22 protein-coding genes, 1 pseudogene and 1 riboswitch are annotated in these 20,962 nt (G+C 74.2%); of the genes and pseudogenes, 10 read left to right on the forward strand and 13 right to left on the reverse strand.

Translation table 11 applies throughout. From position 1 onward, the window contains the following. Genes K0V08_RS09515 through K0V08_RS09535 form a run of 5 tightly spaced genes read left to right on the forward strand, consistent with a single transcriptional unit; the run spans window position 1 to window position 6,273 of the window. A complete protein-coding gene (locus K0V08_RS09515; protein WP_086503562.1) occupies window positions 1-1,509 on the forward strand; it encodes an SCO6880 family protein in 1,509 nt (502 codons plus the stop codon). Between the two features lie 54 nt (window positions 1,510-1,563). Continuing rightward, complete coding sequence (locus K0V08_RS09520; RefSeq protein ID WP_012039406.1) at window positions 1,564-3,273, forward strand: hypothetical protein; 1,710 nt, start codon at window positions 1,564-1,566, stop codon at window positions 3,271-3,273. Then, on the forward strand, window positions 3,270-5,048 hold the full coding sequence (locus K0V08_RS09525; protein ID WP_079534129.1) for a type IV secretory system conjugative DNA transfer family protein: 1,779 nt from the start codon (window positions 3,270-3,272) through the stop codon (window positions 5,046-5,048). Before K0V08_RS09520 ends, K0V08_RS09525 begins: the two co-directional genes overlap by 4 nt. Further along, window positions 5,045-5,431: a DUF4913 domain-containing protein gene (locus K0V08_RS09530; RefSeq protein WP_012039408.1), complete on the forward strand. Its 387-nt coding sequence runs from the start codon at window positions 5,045-5,047 to the stop codon at window positions 5,429-5,431. Before K0V08_RS09525 ends, K0V08_RS09530 begins: the two co-directional genes overlap by 4 nt. Then, complete coding sequence (locus K0V08_RS09535; protein WP_227266689.1) at window positions 5,386-6,273, forward strand: hypothetical protein; 888 nt, start codon at window positions 5,386-5,388, stop codon at window positions 6,271-6,273. The genes K0V08_RS09530 and K0V08_RS09535 overlap by 46 nt, the downstream gene beginning before the upstream one ends. Window positions 6,274-6,295: 22 nt before the next feature. On the opposite strand, the gene K0V08_RS09540 is transcribed toward K0V08_RS09535, so the two are convergent. The 6 genes and pseudogenes from K0V08_RS09540 to K0V08_RS09560 form a co-directional block, all read right to left on the reverse strand. Beyond that, on the reverse strand, window positions 6,296-7,039 hold the full coding sequence (locus tag K0V08_RS09540; RefSeq protein ID WP_228510924.1) for a PP2C family protein-serine/threonine phosphatase: 744 nt from the start codon (window positions 7,037-7,039) through the stop codon (window positions 6,296-6,298). A gap of 36 nt (window positions 7,040-7,075) precedes the next feature. Further along, window positions 7,076-7,156, reverse strand: a pseudogene (locus K0V08_RS16130) (hypothetical protein); the annotation flags it as partial. 27 nt (window positions 7,157-7,183) lie between these two features. Next, complete coding sequence (locus tag K0V08_RS09545; RefSeq protein WP_228510926.1) at window positions 7,184-7,549, reverse strand: hypothetical protein; 366 nt, start codon at window positions 7,547-7,549, stop codon at window positions 7,184-7,186. A gap of 153 nt (window positions 7,550-7,702) precedes the next feature. Then, complete coding sequence (locus K0V08_RS09550) at window positions 7,703-9,031, reverse strand: PP2C family protein-serine/threonine phosphatase (protein ID WP_079534127.1); 1,329 nt, start codon at window positions 9,029-9,031, stop codon at window positions 7,703-7,705. Then, complete coding sequence (locus tag K0V08_RS09555) at window positions 9,031-9,453, reverse strand: ATP-binding protein (protein WP_012039412.1); 423 nt, start codon at window positions 9,451-9,453, stop codon at window positions 9,031-9,033. The genes K0V08_RS09550 and K0V08_RS09555 overlap by 1 nt, the downstream gene beginning before the upstream one ends. Beyond that, window positions 9,446-9,784, reverse strand: a complete 339-nt coding sequence (locus tag K0V08_RS09560; protein ID WP_012039413.1) for an STAS domain-containing protein — start codon at window positions 9,782-9,784, stop codon at window positions 9,446-9,448. Before K0V08_RS09560 ends, K0V08_RS09555 begins: the two co-directional genes overlap by 8 nt. A gap of 265 nt (window positions 9,785-10,049) precedes the next feature. Here K0V08_RS09560 and K0V08_RS09565 point away from each other — a divergent pair, with 265 nt between their 5' ends. Continuing rightward, window positions 10,050-10,418, forward strand: a complete 369-nt coding sequence (locus K0V08_RS09565) for a hypothetical protein (protein ID WP_079534125.1) — start codon at window positions 10,050-10,052, stop codon at window positions 10,416-10,418. Here the strand turns inward: K0V08_RS09565 and K0V08_RS09570 are convergent. Then, a complete protein-coding gene (locus K0V08_RS09570) occupies window positions 10,415-11,041 on the reverse strand; it encodes a histidine phosphatase family protein (protein ID WP_079534123.1) in 627 nt (208 codons plus the stop codon). The genes K0V08_RS09565 and K0V08_RS09570 overlap by 4 nt on opposite strands. Before the next feature lie 128 nt (window positions 11,042-11,169). Here K0V08_RS09570 and K0V08_RS09575 point away from each other — a divergent pair, with 128 nt between their 5' ends. Then, window positions 11,170-12,132, forward strand: a complete 963-nt coding sequence (locus K0V08_RS09575; protein ID WP_079534121.1) for a hypothetical protein — start codon at window positions 11,170-11,172, stop codon at window positions 12,130-12,132. A gap of 34 nt (window positions 12,133-12,166) precedes the next feature. Here the strand turns inward: K0V08_RS09575 and K0V08_RS09580 are convergent, their stop codons facing one another. Next, window positions 12,167-12,589, reverse strand: coding sequence for a GNAT family N-acetyltransferase (locus tag K0V08_RS09580; RefSeq protein ID WP_079534120.1), 423 nt, complete (start codon window positions 12,587-12,589; stop codon window positions 12,167-12,169). A gap of 99 nt (window positions 12,590-12,688) precedes the next feature. Here K0V08_RS09580 and K0V08_RS09585 point away from each other — a divergent pair, with 99 nt between their 5' ends. The 3 genes from K0V08_RS09585 (at window position 12,689) to K0V08_RS09595 (ending at window position 15,885) form a co-directional block, all read left to right on the forward strand. After that, window positions 12,689-13,762, forward strand: a complete 1,074-nt coding sequence (locus K0V08_RS09585) for an ice-binding family protein (RefSeq protein ID WP_079534118.1) — start codon at window positions 12,689-12,691, stop codon at window positions 13,760-13,762. A 168-nt stretch (window positions 13,763-13,930) separates the two neighbouring features. Further along, window positions 13,931-14,890 (forward strand): carbohydrate ABC transporter permease, encoded by a 960-nt coding sequence (locus K0V08_RS09590; protein WP_012039419.1) that lies wholly within the window; start codon window positions 13,931-13,933, stop codon window positions 14,888-14,890. Beyond that, a complete protein-coding gene (locus K0V08_RS09595; RefSeq protein WP_079534116.1) occupies window positions 14,890-15,885 on the forward strand; it encodes a carbohydrate ABC transporter permease in 996 nt (331 codons plus the stop codon). Before K0V08_RS09590 ends, K0V08_RS09595 begins: the two co-directional genes overlap by 1 nt. Before the next feature lie 27 nt (window positions 15,886-15,912). Here the strand turns inward: K0V08_RS09595 and K0V08_RS09600 are convergent, their stop codons facing one another. From K0V08_RS09600 to K0V08_RS09620, 5 genes are all read right to left on the reverse strand, one after another. Further along, window positions 15,913-16,236, reverse strand: coding sequence for a DMT family transporter (locus K0V08_RS09600; protein ID WP_012039421.1), 324 nt, complete (start codon window positions 16,234-16,236; stop codon window positions 15,913-15,915). 10 nt (window positions 16,237-16,246) lie between these two features. Next, a riboswitch (guanidine-III (ykkC-III) riboswitch) is annotated at window positions 16,247-16,311 on the reverse strand. A gap of 51 nt (window positions 16,312-16,362) precedes the next feature. Continuing rightward, window positions 16,363-17,721 carry an ABC transporter substrate-binding protein gene (locus K0V08_RS09605; RefSeq protein WP_079534114.1) on the reverse strand — a complete coding sequence of 453 codons (1,359 nt, stop codon included), beginning with the start codon at window positions 17,719-17,721 and terminating at the stop codon, window positions 16,363-16,365. Between the two features lie 99 nt (window positions 17,722-17,820). Continuing rightward, window positions 17,821-18,732 carry an alpha/beta hydrolase fold domain-containing protein gene (locus tag K0V08_RS09610; RefSeq protein WP_079534112.1) on the reverse strand — a complete coding sequence of 304 codons (912 nt, stop codon included), beginning with the start codon at window positions 18,730-18,732 and terminating at the stop codon, window positions 17,821-17,823. Between the two features lie 12 nt (window positions 18,733-18,744). After that, entirely contained in the window at window positions 18,745-19,731 is a 987-nt protein-coding gene (gene glpX / locus K0V08_RS09615) for a class II fructose-bisphosphatase (protein WP_079534111.1), read from the reverse strand. A gap of 58 nt (window positions 19,732-19,789) precedes the next feature. Continuing rightward, entirely contained in the window at window positions 19,790-20,923 is a 1,134-nt protein-coding gene (locus K0V08_RS09620) for an AI-2E family transporter (protein WP_079534109.1), read from the reverse strand. Between the last annotated feature and the right edge of the window lie 39 nt (window positions 20,924-20,962).

Genomic DNA, 20,962 nt, shown 5'->3' on the forward strand with positions numbered 1-20,962 from the left:
ATGAGCGCCATCGAGGGCCGCGCCACCGCGCGCACGTACGGCAACTGGCGGAAGCCGCGCACCCGCGGCGTCGGCGGGCTCGGCATGTTCCCGACGATGTTCGGGTTCGCCGGGGCCGTGATGGTCATCATCGTCGCCACCAACAAGGGACTCGTCGCCGGGGTGATCACGGCGGCGGTGTTCGCCGGCGTGCTCGCGGCGGTCGCGGTCAAGGACAAGCACGGGGAGTCGGGGATGATCCGGATCATGAACCGCGCGGGCTGGCTGTTCGCCCGCAACCGCGGCGCGCACCTCTACCGCTCGGGGCCGCTGGGCTTCGCGGAGTGGGGCACGGCGCAGCTGCCGGGCCTCGCCGCGGGATCCCGCCTCACCGAGTGGAAGGACTCCTACGGCCGGCCGTTCGCGCTGATCGAGGTGCCGTCGACGAACGACTTCACGGTGGTGCTGGGTGCCGAGCCCGACGGATCCGCGCTGGTGGACCAGGAGCAGGTCGACATCTGGGTGGCCGAGTGGGGCTCCTGGCTCGAGGCGCTCGCGGACGAGCCCGGCCTCGTGGCCGCCTCCGTCACGCTCGAGACCGCGCCGGACACCGGCACGCGGCTCGCGTCCGAGGTGCTCGGGCGCATCGACGACCGCGGATCCGAGTTCTCCAAGAGCGTGCTGCGGAAGATCGTGGCCACCTACCCGGCGGGCGCCGCGACCATCAAGGCGTACGTCGCCATCACGTTCGCGGGTGCCGCGCGCACCGGCGCGGCACGACGCAGCCCCGAGGAGATGGGCCGCGAGCTCGCCTACCGGCTGCCCGGCCTCACCTCGGGCCTGTCCTCCACGGGAGCGGGAGCCGCCCGGCCGCTCACGGCGCAGGACCTGTGCGAGGTGGTGCGGATCGCCTACGATCCCGCCGCCGCGATCCTCATCGACCAGGCGAACTCCGCCGGCCAGGCCACCGAGCTGTACTGGCCGGAGGTCGGGCCCACCGCGCACCAGGCGTCGTGGGACTCCTACCGGCACGACTCAGCGTTCTCGGTGTCGTGGATGATGTCGCAGGCACCGCGCGGGAACGTGGGCGAGTCGATCCTGTCGCGCCTGCTCGCGCCGCACCGGCACATCGCCCGCAAGCGCGTGACCATGCTCTACCGGCCCATCGACCCGGCGCGCGCCGCCGCCATCGTCGAGGCCGACAAGCGCGACGCCGAGTTCCTCGTCGGGTCGACCAAGAACCCCACCGGCCGGTCGCGCAAGGACGTGATCGCCGCCTTCGCGAACGAGTCGGAGGAGTCGGGCGGCGCGGGGCTCGTCAACTTCGGGATGGTCGTGACGGCCACCGTGCAGGATCCCGCGACCATCGAGGACGCGCGCGCCGCGGTCGACAGCCTCTCCGCGCAGGCCCGCATCCGGCTGCGCGTGGTGCACGGCTCGCAGGACTCCGCGTTCGCCGCCGGCCTGCCGCTCGGCCTGGTGCTGCCGCGGCACCTGGCCATCCCGCACGACATCCGGGACCAGCTGTGATCCGCCGCGCCGCCGCCCGCCGGGCGACCGCCGCCCGCCCCGAGAGGAGCCGCCGTGCCCGCGCTTGACCAGGGATCCCGCAAGGTCGCCACCCGCCGCACCCGGAAGCTCGCCGCCGAGGCCGCCCGCGTGGCGTCGGAGGCCGAGGCCCGTCCCGAGACGCCGCGGCCGACCCGGGCGGAGCGCCGCGCCCTCCGCACCGCCGCGCGCTCCCACCGTCGCCCCTCCCCGCGCGGCTGGCTCGGCCGTGCCCGCGGCGAGACCGTGCTCGTGCAGCCCGCGCCCGAGTGGCGCGGCACCACCGTGCAGGTGTGCGGCCTCTGGCCCTACGCGGTCGGATCCAGCAGCCCCATCAGCGGCGTGCCGCTCGGCCTGCACCTCGACACGGGCGCGACCGTGTGCGCCGACCCGATCTCGTGGTTCCAGTCCGGGATCATCTCGAACCCGTCGATCTTCGCCCTCGGCCTCCCCGGCCTCGGCAAGTCGACCCTCATCCGCCGCATGTGCGTGGGCGGCGACGGCATGGGCTACCTGCCGCTCGTGCTCGGCGACCTCAAGCCCGACTACGTCGACATGGTGCACGCGCTCGACGGCCAGGTCATCACGCTCGGTCGGGGCCGCGGGCACCTCAACGTGCTGGATCCGGGCGGCGCGATCGAGGCCGCCGAGCAGCTGCGCGCCGCCGGCTTCGAGCAGGAGCGGCAGCGCCTCATCGCCGACGCGCACGGGCGCCGCAACACGATGGTCTCGTCGCTGCTCACCATCCTCCGCAAGCAGGCGCCCGACGACGTGGAGGAGTCGATCATCGACGCGGCCCTGCGCGTGCTCGACGACGAGTTCCCGGGCGTGCCCGTGCTCGCCGACCTGCTGCGCGTGATCCAGGACGCCCACCCCGCCGTGCGCGACGTGGCCGTCGACCGCGGCGACCTCGGGCGCTACCAGGAGATCACGCGCGGGCTCGAGGCCAGCCTCATCAGCCTCACGCGCGGCGGGCGGCTCGGCGAGATCTTCGCGCAGCAGACCGACGTGGCCATGCGGCACGACAGGCCGGTGGTCTACGACGTGTCGTCCATCGACGAGTCCGACACCGACCTCCAGGCCGCCGTGCTCCTCGCGTGCTGGTCGCAGGGCTTCGGCACCGTGAACGTCGCGACAGCCCTCGCCGACGCGGGCCTCCAGCCCCGGCGGCACTACCTGATCGTGATGGACGAGCTGTGGCGCGCGCTCCGCGTGGGCAAGGGCATCGTCGACCGCATCGACTCGCTCACTCGCCTCAACCGGCAGCGGGGCGTGGGGCTCGCGATGATCACGCACACCATGTCCGACCTGCTCGCGCTCGCCGACGAGCAGGACCGGATGAAGGCGCGCGGCTTCGTCGAGCGCGCCGGCATGGTCGTCGCGGGCGGGCTGCCGCGGGCGGAGATGTCGATGCTCACGCAGGCCGTGGCGCTGTCGCGCTCGGAGCAGGACCTCGTGATGTCGTGGCAGAACCCGCCCGGCTGGTCGCCCGACCAGGAGCCGCCGGGCCGCGGGCGGTTCCTCATCAAGGTCGGCGGGCACCCGGGGATCCCCGTGCACGTCGAGCTCACCGAGGAGGAGCGGCACATCAACGACACCAACAAGGCGTGGCACGCGACCGAGTCGTTCCCGGAGCCGGACGAGACGTCGGGGCGGCCGCCCGAGCCGGCCGTGGGCGGGGCCGGTGGCGGGATCGCCGACGGGTTCGACGCCGAGCGCGAGACCGTCGAGGCCGGCGCCGCATGAGCTCCGACCGCACCAACCGCCGCGCCGAGCCCGGGCGCGCGAACCCGGGCACGATCATCGCGACGTGGGCCATCGGCATCGCCGCCGGCCTGCTCGCGTCCGCCTGGGCCGGGCTCGCCGCGGCGCACGCGCTCACCGGCGAGGGCGCGGCGCTGCCCGCGGATCCGCTCGCCGTCGCCATCGCGCTGAAGAAGGGCGAGGTGTCGTGGACCCCGCTCGCGGTCGTGCTCGCCGTCGCCGTCGCCGCGCTGCTCACGGCCGTCACGGTCGTGGTCGCCCGCGCGATCCGCCGCCTCGGCCGCGGCCGCACGCGCGTCGACCGCAGCGCCCGCTACCTCGCCTCCGCGTCCGACCTCGAGGAGCTGCGCGAGCGGGCGTCCCTTGCGAAGGCCGCGCGCCTCGGCGTGCCCGGGCGGCCCGGCCTGCCGCTCGGCCGCGACCTCCGCTCCGGCGGTATGGTCTACGCGTCGTGGGAGGACGTGGTGGTCGGCATCGCCGGGCCCCGCGTCGGCAAGACCACCTCGCTCGTGGTGCCCGCGATCCTCGCGGCACCCGGCGCGCTCATCACCACGTCGAACAAGCCCGACGTCGTCCACGCCACCCGCGACCTGCGGGCCGGCGTCGGCACCGCGTGGGTCTTCGACCCGCAGCAGGTCGTGGACGAGGAGCCGACCTGGTGGTGGGATCCGCTCTCATCCGTCACCGACGACACCTCCGCCGCGAAGCTCGCCGGGCACTTCGCCGCCGGATCCCGGGAGCCCGACGACCGGGGCGACGCGTTCTTCGACGCGGCCGGCAAGGACCTGCTCACCGGGCTCCTCCTCGCGGCCGCGCTCGACCACCGGCCCATCACGGACGTGCTCGGCTGGCTCACGGATCCCGACGAGCGCGAGATGGTGGCCGTGCTCCGCCGCGGCGGCTACCCGCTCATCGCGGACGATGTCGAGAGCGCGTCGCGCACCTCGCCCCGCCAGCGCGACGGCGTGTACGCGACCGCCCGGAAGATGGCGTCGTGCGTGCGCAGCAGCCGCATCAACAGGTGGATCACGCCAGCCGGCGGCGACGCGGCCGCGGATCCCCGCCCCCGGCTCGACCCCGACGCCTTCGTCCGCTCCACCGACACCCTCTACTCCCTCTCGGTCGAGGGCGAGGGCACGGCCGCGCCGCTCGTCACGGCGCTCACGGTCGCGATCGTCGAGGCCGCCGAGCGCCTCGCCCGCACGCAGCCGGGCGGCCGCCTGTCCACGCCGCTCGTGTGCGTGCTCGACGAGGCCGCGAACGTGTGCCGGTGGAAGGAGCTGCCCGACCTGTACTCGCACCTCGGCTCGCGCGGGATCCCGGTCATGTCGATCTTCCAGTCGTACGCGCAGGGCGTCGACGTGTTCGGCCGCGAGGGCATGCGCAAGCTGTTCAGCGCCGCGAACGAGGTCGTGTACCTCGGCGGCGTGAAGGAGGCGGAGTGGCTGCGGGAGCTCTCGGAGCTCATCGGCGACTACGACCACGAGACGGTCTCCAGCTCCACGACGCGCGGCGTGCGGTCGACGAGCGTGCAGAACGACCGGCGCCGGATCCTCGACACCGCGGAGCTCGCCGAGCTGCCCCGCGGCCGCGCCGTGCTGCTCGCGTCCGGGGTGCGCGCCTCGATGATCGCGACCGTGCCGTGGATGGACGGGCCCGAGGCCGCCGTCATCCGCGCCTCGCTCGCGGCCGCCGAAGCGCGCGCGGTCGCGAGCCCGGCAGCAGTGCCGGGGGCCGCGCCGGGGGCCGCCTCGTGACGGACGCCTTCGGCTGGGGCGACGCGCCCGCAGCATCCGAGGGTCCGGTCTTCGCCGACGTGGACGCGTTCGTGCGCGACTTCCTGGCGCCCACCTACCGCCGCGAGGTGAGTCCGCGCGGCGAGGGCCGGTGGGATCCCGCGTGGTGGCGCCACCCCGAGGCCGTCGCGCGGCTCGAGGCGCTGTGGCTCGCGTGGGAGGCGCTCCGCCTCGAGGGCGCGACCGGCATGAGCGTCTGGTGGCGGGATCACGCCGACTACCACCTCGCCGTCCTCATGGGCCCGACCGGCCCCTTCGCCCGCACCTCCGCCACCACCGAGGCCGGCGAGCCGCTGCCGTGCGCGCCGCGGCCGGAGCCGGATCCGACCGGAGCGGCGTCGTGACGCGCGAGGTGCCGGGCTGGTTCCGGCTGCTGCTCTGCTGGCCCGCGCTGCTCGTGCTCGGGATGGGGCTGCTCGCGCTCCTCACGGCCGCGGCGGATCCGTCGGTGCTCACCCGACCCGAGACCCTCATCCCCGGGCTCGTGCTCCTGCTCCTCTGCGTCGCGGCGGTGCGGACCCTGGTCCGCGGCGCGCGCGTGCTGGCGGGCATGGTCCGCGGCGCCCGGCACGAGCTCGCCCGGCCGGCCCGCGAGGCGGCGGCCGCCGAGGACCTCGCGGCCCGGAGCGCCGCGGGCTGGGCGGAGGCGTGCCGCCTCCGAGCGTCGCTGCTGCGCGGCGAGCGCCCGCCCGGGATCCCCGTCTGGGACGTCGTCGCCGAGCCGGGCGAGGTGTTCCTCTACGACGTGCAGGCGGACTACGAGCGCTACTACGGGCAGGACGTCACGTACACGCGCTCGAGCGGGTTCCTCGTCGGGAGCCCCGCGTTCGTGCTCGGCGGGATGGCGGTCGCGGCCCTCGGGAACGCGTCCCGGCGGAGCGCGGACGAGGCGCAGGCCGCCGAGCGGTGGCGCGAGCTGCAGCCCGTCCGGCTCGTGATCTCCGACCGCCGCCTCCTCTGCCAGGTCGGCGGCCGATGGCTCGCGTTCTGGTACGCGGGCATGACGGCCGTCTACCCCGAGGTGCGCGAGTGGGCGCTCGTCTGCCAGTTCCCGGACGTCGAGCCGCTCCGCCTCCGCGGCGTCGACGCCCCCATCGCCGCGGTGATCACGGTGCTCGGCACCCAGGGCCTCGACGCGCTGCGCGACCACCCGAGCCTGCAGCCGCTGGGGGCGACAGGATCCTGACGGCCGGGCCGCGGATCGGCGCTCAGGCGCCGCCGGCGTAGCGCACGCACACCGCGGACACGTCGTCGCCGAGCGTGCCGCGCGAGGCCGCGGCGGCGGCAGCGGCCGCGATGCGGCCGACCGTCTCGGCGGCGTCCGCGGCCGTGCGCACCAGGTCGATGAGCGGCGCGACCGAGTCGAGGGATCCGTCGAAGAGGTCGAGCGCGCCGTCGGTGAACGCGAGGAGCCGGTCGCCGGGCCGCAGCTCGCCGGATGCCGCCGCCCACGAGGCGCCCGGCACGACGCCGAGCGGCAGGCCGAGCGCCGGGAGCATCTCGTGGGCGCCGTCCGCGCGGATGAGCGCCGTGAGGCCGTGGCCGCCGTCGGCGTACGCGAAGCGGCCGGTGGATCCGTCGACGCGGCAGTGCAGGAACGTCGCGAACGTCTCGGTCGCGTCGAGGTCGGCCTGGAGCTGGGCCTGCACCGCGGCGACGGTGCCCGCGGCATCCGGCCCCCGGTGCGCCTGGAAGCCCGAACGCACGGCCGACGCGAGGATCGCCGCGCCCGCGCCCTTGCCCATCACGTCGGCGATGGTCACGTGCAGGCCGTCGGCGTCCTCGCCCCACGCGTAGAAGTCGCCGCCCACGCCGCGGGCCGGACGGCTGATGCCGGCGAGGTCGAAGTCGGGCCAGAGCGGGCGGTCGACGGGCAGGAGCCGCCGCTGGATCTCGCCCGCGAGCTCCTCGTCCCGGCTGTCCCGGAGCTCGCGCTCGACCCAGGCGCCCATCTCGTCGAGCAGCTTCTCCTGGTCGGGTGCGAGCTCGCGCGGCTCGGTGTCGACCAGGCAGAGCGTGCCGACGGTCTGGCCGCCGGAGAGGAGCGGGCGGCCGGCGTAGAAGCGGATGTGGCGGGGGCCGGTGACCGTGGTGCGTTAGGCGAAGCGCGCGTCCTGCGTCGCATCGGGCACCACGAGGATGTCCGACGAGCGGATCGCGACGTCGCAGAACGACTGCGTGCGGTCCGACAGCAGGGAGACGCCCGCGGGCTGCGGCGACTTCGTGAACTGCTCGGCGTCGTCGACCAGGTTGATCTCGGCGACGGGCACGCCGAACACCTCGCGCGCGACGCGGGTGACGCGGTCGAAGCGCTCCTCCGCGGTGGATCCGACGAGCCGCAGGTCGCGCACGGCCCGGAGGCGCGCCTCCTCGGCCGGACCCTGCAGCGCCGGGGCGTCGCGGCTGGCGCGACCCGCGGGATCCGAGCCACCCGAGCGCGCGACGGTCTCCGGCATGGCCATGTGCTCCCCCTGGTGGATCGGGCGCCGTTCGCGCCGGGCGGGACCCGCCCGGCGCACGATCCCCCCGGACCGCGGCGCCTGCGTCGAGTGTATGCGCTGGTGTTCGGAGCCCTCCCTGGATCGGAGGGGCTCCACAGCCCGCCAGGCGAACCGTCACGCCTCGCGGCGCAGCACCACCACGGTCACGTCGTCGGGGTTGGCCTGGCCGCCGGCGAGCGCGGTGATCCGTCGCACCAGCTCGTCCGCGGACGTGGACTCGCGCGCGAGCTCCGCCACACGGTCGACCGCGCGCAGGGTGCCGTCGTAGAGGTCGAGCACGCCGTCGCTGAACGTGACGATGAGGTCGCCCGGGCCGAGCGCTATCTCGTGCGCGCTCCAGCCGGCCGCGCCCGGCACGCCGACGGGCAGGTCGGTGGACTCGAGCCGCTCGTGGGTGCCGTCCGCGCGCACGACGGCGGAGAGGCCGTGGCCCGCGTCGGCGTAGAGGACCGTGTGGTCCTCGGCGCGCACGCGGGCGTGGAACACCGTCGCGAACGAGGCGGCCGCGCTCATCTCCGCGGTGAAGCAGTCGGCGGTGCGCTCGATGGCGGCGACCGGATCCGGCACGTTCTTGGCGCTGCGCACGACCGCGCGCGCGGTGGCCGCGATGATCCCCGCCCCCACGCCCTTCCCCATCACGTCGCCGAGGGTGAACGCCAGGCCCTCCTTCACCGGGTACCAGTCGAAGAAGTCGCCGCCCACGGCCTTGGACGGCAGGCAGGCGCCCGCGACCTGGTACCCGGCGAGCGGCACGGTCGTCTTCGGCAGGAGCGCCTGCTGCACGATGGACGCGCGGGTCAGCTCCTCCTCGCTCACCCGCTCCCGGTCGCGCGCGGCCTCGAGGCTGAACCGGGTGCGCCGGGACAGCTCGTTGACCACGAGCGCCGCGACGCCGAAGGCCAGGGCGCTGAAGAACCCGCGCCACAGCTCGTTCGCGTTCTGCCCGCCGAGCCGGAGGAGGAGCGGCAGGCCGAGCGACACGTAGGTGCCGACGAACGCGACGAGCACGTTCCATCGGCTCGGGTTCAGGCTGAACCAGACGACCGGGAGGATCACCAGGGACCCGAACACGGACGCGCTCTCGCCCGTCCCGATCCGCAGCAGGCCGACGGCGAGGAAGTCGAGGGCGGGCACGACCACGGCGAAGCGCGCGAGGTCCCGGCGCAGGGTGACGACGACGGCGAGCACGGTGCCGACCACGAGGATCGCGCAGGACACGAGGAGCGCGCGCGGCGCCGTGACCCCGATCGTGGGCACGGCGAAGCTGGTGAGCACCGCGAGGACGAACAGCACCAGCATCGGCAGCTGCTTGAGCATGGGGGTGGGGCCGGACGTGCCCGCGGATCCCGACCGGGCTGCGGACTCGGGGATCCAGGTCGCACGGCCGACCCACGCGGGCAGCGGGAGCGCGGCGAGCCCGGACGCGCGCGCGGGCGAGCTCATCAGGACGCCTCGGGCTCGATCCGGGTCCGGCGGACGCTCCACACGTTCTCGCCGCCGACCCGCTCGTAGGTCAGCTCGTCGCACAGCATCTGCACCATCGCGAGGCCGCGTCCCGACTCGGCGTCGGCGCCCGGCATCTCGCGCGCGGTGAGGCGGAAGTCGCCGGGCTCGGATCCGTCGCGCAGCCGAGCGCTCATCACGCCGTCGTCGACGGTGACGCTTACGATGCAGGTGACGCCCTGGCCGGTGTCGGCGTGCTCGATCACGTTGGAGGCCAGCTCGATCAGCGCGGTCTCGAAGGCCATCCGGTCGAGCGCGCCCACGTCGGGGCGGTCGTCCCAGAGGCCGGCGACGAGCTCGTGGACCGCGTCGACGTCGTCGGGCGGGGACTGGAGCGTGAGGCTGCGGGTGGTCTCAGTCACGGTAGGCCGCCTCGGCCGTCGGGGTGGAGATCAGCACCCGGTCGAGGTTGGAGAGCTGCAGCACCATCTGGACCTGCGGGCCGGGCGCCGAGATGCGGAGGTCGCCACCGGCGTCGCGCGCGGAGCGGAGGCCGGCGATGAGGGCGCCGAGGCCGGAGGAGTCGATGAAGTCGACGCCGGCGAGGTCGACGACGATGCGGGCGGGTGCGGGCTCCAGCGCGTCGTGGATCGCCTGCCGGAGCTCGGGGGCCGCGGCCATGTTGAGCATCCCTGCGGCCGTGACGACGGTGACGTCGTCCTCGCGTCGTGCGGTGGCGGTCGTGAGCGCCATGCGTCCCCCTCGGGTGTTCCGTGCGCCGGCGTCGGCATCCCCCGATGCGGCCGGCGGGCGGCGCCGGTCCCCCGCGGTCCCCCGCGCGGATCCCCTGCCTCCACCGCGCCCATCATCTCATCCATCGTCCGAGGAAATACGATGGGTCCGGCGACCCGTCGCATGTCCGCGCGGCGCATCCGACTGGCGAGGCCGCCTGCGTCCCGTTACGGTGCGGCTGACCCCCCGCACGAGCACGGCCGCACCGGCCGCACGAGGAGAGACCGTGTCGACCGCACCCGAGCACCTCCCGACCGAGCGCCGCATCACGCGGCTGGCGATCGAGACCTCCGTCGCGCTGGCCTGGAACGCGGAGGGCGCCATCCGCGGCCTGCCGCCGCTCGCGTGGCAGCTCGGCGGCCCGTGGGAGGGCGTGCACTTCTCGGGCGACGCCGACGCGTACGCGCCCGAGGCGCGGCGCGAGGTGATCGAGGCGTGGATCGCGGGGCTCGGCCTGGCCGACGCCATCGACCTCACCGACGGCCCGCTCGCGCGCCGCGGCGAGGACATGGTCTGGACGGGCGCGATCGACGAGGTCGTGTTCGAGCTCCGCTACCCGGCGGCGTACGCGGATCCCGCGGGCCCGGACGCCTAGCCGGCAGGAGCGCTCGGCTCGCGCCACCCGGATCCGTCGCGCTCCAGCTCGATGAGCTGCCCGTTCGCCCACACCAGCGAGCGCGTGAGCGCGGGCGACCGGCCGAGCGCCGTGAGGTAGAGCACGCGCAGCAGGTAGCCGTGCGCGACCACGAGGGTGGTGCGCGGATCCGCCGCCACGTCCTCGAGGATCGCCCGGGCCCGCACCGCCGCCGCCGCCCACGTCTCGCCGCCGCCGGGTGCCGCGGGCTCGCCGTCCTCGCCCGTGAGCCAGGCCGCGAACGCGGCCCCGTGCACGGGTCCGCGCAGCTCGTCGCGCGTGATCCCCTCGAAGCCGCCGAAGTCGAGCTCCACCAGCTCGGGCCGCGGCTCGGGCGCGACGGCCGGCGCGACGCCCTGCTCCTGCAGGATGCGCGCTGTGCTGCGGGCGCGCGCGAGCGTGCTCACGAGGATCCGCTCGACGCCCTCGCCGCGCAGCCGCGCCGCGAGGGGCGCGAGCTGCTCCGCCGCGTCGTCGCCCACGTCGACGTCGGTGCGCGAGTTGTAGCGGTACTCCCGGTTCCAGGGCGTCTGCGCGTGCCGCGTGAGGAGCAGGCGCGCGGGTGCCGCCGGGGGTGTCTGCATGGGTCCATCCAACCGGAGCGCGGGCGGGCCGGCCATGAGCGGATGGAGGACGCGCGCGCCTCGTTCTGGGGGCGCGGCCGGGTGTCGATCGGGCCGGCGCCGCGGATCCGCGCCCGTAGGGTCGGAGCATGGCCAGCGGCGCGTGGGTGCGGATCCCGTCCCCCGGCACCCGGCAGCGGCTCCTCCTGACCTTCGGCTCGCTCGCGATCCTCTCCCTCTTCCTCTGGACGCCCGTCGGCGGGATCACGCGCATCGTCGACGAGGCCGTCGGCCCGTCACCGCTCATCCGCGTGGGCCTGCCGATCCTCCTGGCGCTCGCCGTGCTCGGCATCGCGTACCTCATCGTCGCCGAGCGCACGCAGCCGCCCGCGGTCGACGTCGCGCGCGGCATCCTCCGCATCGGGCGCAAGGAGTGGGGCTTCTCGGAGATCACCGGCGCCCGCATCGAGCTGGCGGGCGGGGAGGGCGACGACACCCTGATCCTGCGCCTCTCGACGAGCGGGGACGAGAGCTGCAGCGTCGTCGTCTCCACGCGCGAGGGCGTGCGTCTCGACGACGACCAGCGCGATGCGCTCCTCGCGGCGATCGCCGGATCCCGCATCGCGCCGCCGCGCTCGAAGGACGACCCGCACGGCCGGTTCGCGCACATCGAGTTCCCCGGGCACCTGACGCTGGAGGACACGGCGGCGCTCGTGGACGGCAGCGGGGTCGCGGAGCCGATGGCCGCGCGCGGGCAGCGCGGGCAGGGCTCAGGCGCGCCGAACGTGCGCCGGTCCGACGACACGGGCCGCGCGCTGTCGGCGAAGGCGCCCTCGCTCCGCGGCCAGTACGGGGTCGCCGTGTTCGTGCTCGTCATCGGCATCGCGGCGGCCGTCATCGCGATCCAGCACCCCGACGCGCTCTTCGGCCGGCGGGACATCCCGGTCCTGGGCATCGCCCTGCTCATGCTGCCGGCCGGGATCGCGTACGTCCTCGTCATCCGGCGCGACGCGCGACGGGCCGACGCACAGCGCGCCGCCCGCGCGGCCGAGACCGCAGCGACGGACCCCGTGGATCCATCCGAGCCCGCCCGCCCCGCCGACGGGAGCTGACGACGAGCACGGCGCAGCCGGCGCGCCCCGTCCCTCACACGCGCAGCGAGAACGCCGCGAGCCCCTGCTCCGCGTGCGGCGCGAAGCCGAGCGAGCGGTAGAAGGCGTGCGAGCGGTCGCCGTCCTCGGTGCCGCCCGCGTCGGTGGTGAGCACGAGGAGGACGCCGGACGGCTGTGCCGCGCGCACGTGATCGACGAGCGCGCGCCCGACGCCGCCGCGCTGCAGGTCGGGCCGGACGAGGAGGTCCTGCAGGTAGCAGATTGTCGCGCCGTCGCCCACGGTGCGCACCAGCCCGACGAGCCAGCCGTCGGCGTCGCGCGCCGTGACGACGAGGCCGGATCCGGCGAGCGCCCGCTCGAGCCGCTCCGGGTCGCGCGTGTAGACGCTCCAGCCGACGGATCCGTAGAGGTCGAGCAGCTCGTCGCGGGCGGGGATCTCGGCGGCGAGGCGGGTCACCCCCACACCGTAACGGCCTGTGGACTCCGCGCACGGCCGATTGCCGCGGCTCGGTACGGTCGCGGTTCCGCCCGCCAACCCTTCCGACGAGAGCTGTCCATGCACCAGTCGCGCCATGCCTGCACGTCCTCATCCCGTCGGAGCCGATCCGGATCCCTCGCCGTCGCCTCGCTGGCCGTCGCGGCCGTCGCCGCCTCCGGCCTGGGCGCCGCCCTCCTCGCCCCCGCGAGCGCGTTCGCCGCCACCGCCACGGTGGGCCTCGGCACCGCCGCGACCTACTCGGTGCTCGCCGGCCAGGGCGTCACCAACACCGGCCCCACCACCCTCTCGGCGGATCTCGGCACCAGCCCGTCCGCCTCCGTCACGGGCTTCCCGCCCGGCGTCGTCGGCGGCGCCACGCACGCGGCCGACGCCGCGGCCGGCCAGGCCCAGTCCGACCTCACCACCGCGTACGACGACGCGGCCGGCCGCCCCACCACCGCTGCGGTGCCCGCCGACCTCGTCGGATCCACCCTCACCCCCGGCGTCTACACGGCCGCCGGCCCGCTCGGCCTCACCGGCACGGTCACGCTCGACGCGCAGGGCGACCCGTCGGCCGTCTTCGTCATCCAGGCCCCGTCGTCGCTCACCACGGGCTCCGGCAGCCGGGTGTCGCTCGTCAACGGAGCCCAGGCCTGCAACGTGTTCTGGCAGGTCTCGAGCTCGGCGTCGCTCGGCACCAGCTCCGGCTTCGCGGGCACGATCCTCGCGCTCACGAGCGTCTCGGTCGGCACGGGTGCCACGGTCGACGGTCGCACGCTCGCGCGCAACGGCTCCGTCACCCTCGACGACGACGCGTTCGTCTCCTCCACCTGCGGCACCAGCACGTCGCCCATCGGCTCCGGCACGACGCCCGTCGTCACGCCCACGCCGGCGCCCTCGTCCACCCCGGCGCCCACGCCGACCGGCGGCTCCACGGGCGGCACGACGGGCGGCACCACCGGTGGCTCCACGCCGACGCCGTCCCCCACGCCCACCACCCCTCCCGGCGACGTGCCGCCGCCGTCCGGCCACCTCCCCCGCACGGGCGGCGACGGCGCCCGCCTCGCCCTCGAGCTGGGCCTCGGAGCCGCGGCGCTCGCAGCCGGTGTCGTCGCGGTGATCGCGGTGCGCATCCGCCGCCGCCGGCGCTAGACGCCGCAGCGCCGCACGCCGCCGCGCCCTGCACCACCCGACGCCCGTCCCCGCCTCGCGCGGGGGCGGGCGTCCGTCATGCGCACGGCCCGGACGCCGAGGAGGAGCCGGGCTAGGGTCGGCAGCAGGAGCGACGACGCTCCGATCCACCAGTCGACGAGGACCACCATGACGACGACGAGCCGCCCCGCGCGAAGCCCTTCCGCCGACCGGCCGCCCCGTCCCCGCCGCTCCCGCATGGCCCGCCGCGAGGCGACCGCCGGCTACCTCTTCATCAGCCCGTGGATCGTCGGCTTCCTCGTCTTCACGCTCGGCGCGATGGTCTACAGCCTCGTGGTGTCGTTCAGCGACTACAACCTCGCCACCGACGTGGCCACGCCGGTCGGCACCGAGAACTACGAGCGCCTCTTCTCGGATCCGCGCGTCGCCCTGAGCCTCGGCAACACCCTCTTCTACGCGATCCTCGCCGTGCCCTTCGAGGTGTGCCTCGCGCTCCTGCTGGCGATCCTGCTCGCCCGCCTCGGCCGCGGCGCCGGCATCTTCCGCACCCTCTACTACCTGCCGAAGATGACCCCGACGGTCGCGACCGCGAGCGTCTTCCTGCTGCTGCTCAACGGCAACACGGGCGCGGTGAACCAGGGTCTCGAGGCGATCGGCATCGACGGCCCGCAGTGGCTCATCGACCCGGCATGGGTGAAGCCGTCCATCGTGCTCATGACGCTGTGGGGCGTGAGCGGCACCATGGTGATCTTCCTTGCCGCCCTGAAGGACGTGCCGCGCGAGCTCTACGAGGTCTCGTCGCTCGACGGCGCCGGGCCCGTGCGGCAGTTCTTCGCCATCACCGTGCCGATGATCTCCGGCGCCATCTTCTTCAACGTCGTCGTGCTGACGATCGCCGCGCTCCAGGTCTTCGACCAGGCCTACCTGCTGTTCTGGCGGGACCAGACGAACGCGTCGCCCGACTCGTCGCTCTTCTACGGCGTGTACCTGTTCCAGCAGGCGTTCCGGTCGTTCGACTTCGGGTTCGCGGCCGCGATGGCCTGGCTGCTGTTCGTCATCGTGCTGGTCATCACCCTGATCCAGGTCAAGCTCAGCAACCGGTTCGTCTACTACGAGGGGGACCGCTGATGGCCGTCACCGACCGCACGCCGGGCGCCGCCCCGACGCCGGAGGCCGTACCCGCCGCCGCTACCGGGGATCCGCGCCTCGCCGCCGCCCTCACGCCGCTCCCCTCGCGGGATCCGTCACCGGGCCGCCGCGACCCCGACCGCGTCCGCCGCGTGCGCTCGCGCATCGGCCGCGCCCTCATCACCGCGCTGCTCGTGGGATTCGCGCTCCTGTTCCTCTACCCGTTCGCGTGGCTGCTGGCCGCGAGCCTCAAGCCGCGCGGCGAGGTCTTCGACAACTCGCTCTGGCCGCGCACGTTCACGCCGCAGAACTACGTCGAGGTGTGGGAGCAGCTGCCGCTCCTCGGCTGGATGGGCAACAGCCTCGCGATCGCGCTGCTCTCCGCCGCGCTCGTGTCGATCTCGAGCGCGCTCGTGGCGTTCGGCTTCGCGTACTTCCGGTTCCCGGGGCGGCGGATCCTGTTCGGCCTGGTGCTCGCGACGATGATGCTGCCGGGCGCCGTGACGATGGTGCCGCAGTTCCTCATCTGGAAGAACCTCGGGCTCATCGGCACGTGGATCCCGCTGTTCGGCATGAACCTGTTCGGCTCGGCCTTCTACATCTTCCTGCAGCGCCAGTTCTTCCTCGGGCTGCCGAAGGAGCTGTTCGAGGCGGCCCGGCTCGACGGGGCGAGCTACTTCGGGATGTTCCGGCGGATCGCGCTGCCGCTGTCGATCCCGTCGTTCGTCATCATCTTCATCTTCGAGTTCCAGGCCAGCTGGAACAACCTGCAGGCGTCGCTCATCTACCTCAACGCCGGCAGCGTCGAGGGATTCACCGTGCCGCTCGGCCTCTCCTACGCGATGACCGCGTTCAGCCCCACGAACGGCGGGCAGGGCGACTACCAGCTCGTGATGGTCGCGGCGCTGCTCGTGACGCTGCCGATGCTGCTGCTGTTCGCCTTCGGCCAGCGCTACTTCGTGGAGGGCATCGCGACGCAGGGGCGGAAGGGCTGACGCGAGCGGTCGGCGACGGGCCCGGGCTCAGTGCCCGGTGTCGACGACCTTGAGGCCCACCACGCAGCCGACGAGGCCGAGCAGCAGCAGGACCTTGACGACGCTCGCGGGCTCGGATCCGGTGACGATCGCGTAGGTCACCGTGAGCGCCGCGCCGATGCCGACCCACACGGCGTACGCGGTGCCCGTGCTGATCTCGCGCATCGCGTACGCGAGGCCGACCATGCTCAGCACGACGGTCACGCCGAAGACGATCGACGGCCCGGCCTTCGTGAAGCCGGCGGACTTCCCGAGGGCGGTGGCCCAGACGGCCTCGAGCACCCCGGACACGATGAGGACGATCCACGACATGGCTGCTTCTCCTGGCCAGTCTTGTCGCGTTCCGGGTACTGATCCCTCGTCCGGGAGCGCGGGAGGGCGCCCGACCACCACGGTAGCCGGGCGCCCTGGTCACCCCATGTGCACGTCAGCGGTGGATCAGCGGGCCGCCTGCTCGTAGGCCCGCATGGCCGCAGTCTGTGCGTCGGCGAGCGCCTGCTCGGGCGTCTTGTCACCGAGGAGCGTCGACGCGACGGCGTTCTGCAGCTCGCTCTGGATCTGCTGCCCCGCCGGGGATCCGCCGATCGACCGGCCTTCCGCGACTACGTCGTAGAACGTCGCGATGGCCTGGTCGATGCCGTCGTCGCCGCTCGGCACGACGTGGGCGTCGCGGATGGCCTGGTCGGCGGCCGGGGATCCCGTGAACAGGCCCGTGTTGATGCCGCCGTTCTCCGTCACGGTCGCGGCGCGCACGTCGCCCGCGGCCTCCCACGACTCCTGGCTGGTGAGGTCGATCATCCACGCGCACGCGGCGTCCTTGTTCGCGGCGCCCGCGGGGATCACGAACGCGGATCCGCCGGCCACCGCGAACGGCTCGCCGTCGCTGTCGCGGAAGGGCACCGCGGAGATGTCGATGTCGTCGCGGTAGGGCGCGACCACGTTGAGGTACCACTGGGCGTCGATCTGCGCGCCGACCTGGTCCTTCACGAACTGGTTGCCGTCGCCGAAGGTGTCGAAGGCGTCGCTGAAGCTCTTGCCCTTCGCGTAGCCGCCCTGCGCATCCGAGAGCTGCTTGAGGAACTCGAGGCCCGGGAGATTCGCGTCGTCGTCGAGGGTGGGCTTCCCGTCGGCGTCCACGAGCTGGCCGCCGAAGCCGAGCATCCAGAGCGCGGCCTGCGCGGTGGGGACGGCGTCGAGGCCGAGCACCGCGGGGTCGCCGCCCGACTCCCGGTAGACCTTCCCGACGGCGTCGAGCAGCTGGTCGGGCTCCGAGGTGTCGAACTGGTCGCCCGAGACGCCGGCCGCGGAGAGCACGCGCTCGTTGAGGAGGATCGCCGGCGGCTGGAAGAACTGCGGCACCGCCCAGATCGCGTCGTCGTAGCGGATGTCGTTGGTGACGGACTCGTAGAAGCGCTCCGTGGGATCCACGTCGTGGGCGGAGTAGCACTGGTCGAGCGGGAGGATGAGGTCCTGCGCCGCGTAGGTCGCCACGAACTGGCGGTCCATCTGCACGACGTCGGGCGTCTGGCCGCTCGCGACGCGGGTCGTGAACTTCTGGGCGTCGAACGCGGTGGAGTCGAGGTCGATCTCCACGCCCGAGAGCGCGTCGGCCGCGTGCGCGAGGCGGGCCTTGCCCACGTCGTCGGCGCCGTCGAAGGCCCAGGCCCTCAGGGTGCCGGTGGCCTCCGTGGTGAAGGAGGCGTCGGCCGCGCCGGTGCCGCCGGATCCGCATCCCGCGAGCAGCGTCGCCGTGGCGGCCGCCGCGACGACCGCGAGCGTCCTGTGTGTCCTGGTCATGGGTACCTCCGAGAGCACGGCGGGCCTCGTCGCCCGCTCCTCGAACGTACGCCGCATCTCCCGCGGCGATCCGGGCGGCAGCGCGGGGGTCAGCGCGCGTCAGGCGAGGAGCAGGTCCACCATCGCGTCGCGCGCCCGGGCGCCCTCGGGGATGGGCATGAGCGCGTACACGTGCAGGAGGTTCGGCTCGACGTGGATCCGCACCGGGTGCCCGACCGCGGCCGCCTTGCGCTCGAAGGCGCGCGCGTCGGCGAAGAGGATGTCGTGCGTGCCCGAGAACACGGTCACGCGGCCGAGGCCCGCGAGGGATCCGTGCATCGGGCTCACGCGCGGGTCCTCCACGGGAAGGTCGCCGCGCCACGACTCCACGGCGGCGCGCATGCCGTCGACCGCGAGCCACGGGTCGGTCGGCTGGATGCGGGCGATGAGCGGATCCGTGAACGACAGGTCGAGCGCGGGCGAGAGCAGCACCACGTCGCGCGGCGCGGGCACGCCGCGGTCGCGCAGGACCATCGCGGTGGACAGCGCGATCTGGCCGCCGGCCGAGTCGCCCATGAGCGTGACGGCGCCGGGGCCGACCTCGGCCACGAGCGCCTCCGCGAGATCCGCCGTGCGCTCGACGACCTCGGCGGCCGTGGCCGACGGGACGAGCGGGTAGATGGGCACGGTGAACGTCGTTCCCGTGCGCCGGGCGAGCCCCGCGACGAGCCACCAGTGGAACGGGCTGATCTCGTGGGTCCAGCCGCCGCCGTGCGCGTACAGCGCGCGACGCCGGGACGCGGGACCCGTCGGGGCCACCTCGTACACGTGCCAGCCGCCCTGTATCCGGGCCGTCACGCGCACCCCGCGGAGGAGCGGCGGCGGCGCGAACGCGCCCGGCCGGACCACGCGCCGGTGCGCGCCGCCCATCATGCGCGCGGGCGACGCGAACTCCGTCTGCCCGCCCACGAGGGCGATCACGGGCGGGACGAGGCGGGACAGCAGGCTGCGGCGGGTGCGCGTTCCGGTCATGTCAGCGTCGGATCAGCTGGCGGGGCTGTACCACTTGGAGACCAGGTGGTCGGCCTCGACGCGGCGGATGGTGCCCGAGTGGGAGCGGAGCACGATGCTCGAGGTGCGGATCATGCCGCGGTGCCGGGTCACGCCGGCGACGAGCGCGCCGTCGGTGACGCCGGTCGCGACGAAGTAGGCGTTGTCGCCCGTGACGAGGTCGTCCTGGTCGAGGATGCGGTCGAGGTCGTGGCCGGCGTCGATCGCGCGCTGCCTCTCGGACTCGTCCTTGGGCGCGAGGCGCGAGAGGAGCACGCCGCCGAGCGCCTTGATCGCGCACGCCGTGATGATGCCCTCGGGGGTGCCGCCGATGCCGACGCACATGTCGATGCGCGAGTCGGGGCGGGCCGCGTTGATGCCGCCGGCGACGTCGCCGTCGAGCAGGAGGCGGGTGGAGGCGCCGGCCGCGCGGATCTGCGCGATGAGGTCGGCGTGACGCGGCCGGTCGAGCACGGCGACCTGCATGTCCTCGACCGCGAGGCCCTTCGCGTCGGCGAGCGCGCGGATGTTGTCGCCGATGGGGCGGTCGAGGTCGACGACGCCGTGGCCCTCGGGGCCGGTGACGAGCTTGTCCATGTAGAAGACGGCCGACGGGTCGAACATGCTGCCGCGGTCGCTGACCGCGATGACCGAGAGGGCGTTCATGCGGCCCGCGGCGGTGAGGCTCGTGCCGTCGATGGGATCCACCGCGATGTCGCAGGCGGGGCCGAAGCCGTTGCCGACGTGCTCGCCGTTGAAGAGCATCGGCGCCTCGTCCTTCTCGCCCTCGCCGATGACGACGAGGCCGTCGAAGGCGACCGTGCCGAGGAACTTGCGCATCGCGTCGACCGCGGCGCCGTCGGCGGCGTTCTTGTCGCCCTTGCCGATGAAGGGGGCGGAGCGGATGGCGGCGGCCTCGGTGGCTCGGACGAGCTCCATCCCGAGGTTGCGATCCGGATTCGAGTAGTTCTCCTCGGTCATGTGGGGTCCTCCCGTAGAGACGTGCGCGGGCGGCTCCGTCGACTCCGCAGGTGCGTCCCTACGATCCTACGGCGGGGGTGCGGGCCTTCCAGCTGCCGCCCGCGATGTACCGCACCATCACGTTGACGGTGGCGACGAACGGCACCGCGAACAGGGCCCCGGCGACCCCGCCGACGTAGGACCCGGCGGCCACGGACAGCACGACGGCGAGCGGGTGCACGTGCACGGCCCCGCCCATCACGAGCGGCTGCAGCACGTGCGACTCGAGCAGGTGCACGCCGATGACGGCGGCCAGCATGATCACGGCCTGCAGCGGCCCCACGAACACCAGCGCGATGACCACCGCGAACGCGCCCGACACGATCGCGCCGACGACCGGGATGAAGGACGCGAGGAACACGAGGACCGCGATGGGGATCGCGAGCGGCAGGCCGAGCAGCCACGCGGCGATGCCGATGCCGACCGCGTTGCCGGCGGCCACGAAGATCTGCACGCGCGTGAAAGCGGACAGCGTGCCCCAGCCCGCGCGGCCCGCGCCGTCGATCGCCGGACGCGCGCGACGGGGGAAGACGGAGACGACGAAGCGCCAGATGCCGCGGCCGTCGATGAGCACGATCACGATGGTGAAGAAGGCGAGGAGCGCGCCCGTGACGAGGTGGCCGACGCCGAGCCCCGCGTCGAGCGCGCCGGTGAGGAGCGCCTCGCGGCTGTTCTCGAGGGCCTTGCCCGCAGACGCGAGCAGCGCGTCGTAGTCGGACGGCACGACGTTGAACGGCGGCTGCGCGAGCAGGTCGCGCACGGACTCGAACCGCTCCATCGCCTCGCGCTGCAGGGTGGGGATGCCCGTGCGGATCTGCGTGATCAGCAGGAGCACGAGCCCCGAGATGACGACCGCGGTGCCGAGCAGCGTCGACGTGATGGCCACCCAGGCCGGCCACCGGCGCTTCCGCAGCGCAGCCACGAGCGGCTCCAGCAGCGCGCAGATGAGGAGGCCGATGAGGAACGGGATGACCACCTCCTTCACCGCGATGAGGATCCACACGGCCGCCGCCACCGCGATGCCGATGACGAGCAGGCGCCACGACCACTCGGCCGCGAGCAGGACGCCCGGCGTGACGCCGCGCTGGGCGGCGCGGTCGGCGTGCGGCGCCGACTCGGGCGCGCCCGGCGAGGGTGGGACGTCGTGGGACATGGCGGTGCTCCGATCTCGATGCGCGGGAGGCCGGCCCCT

It is taken from the genome of Clavibacter michiganensis, from assembly GCF_021216655.1.
Taxonomy (GTDB): domain Bacteria; phylum Actinomycetota; class Actinomycetes; order Actinomycetales; family Microbacteriaceae; genus Clavibacter; species Clavibacter michiganensis.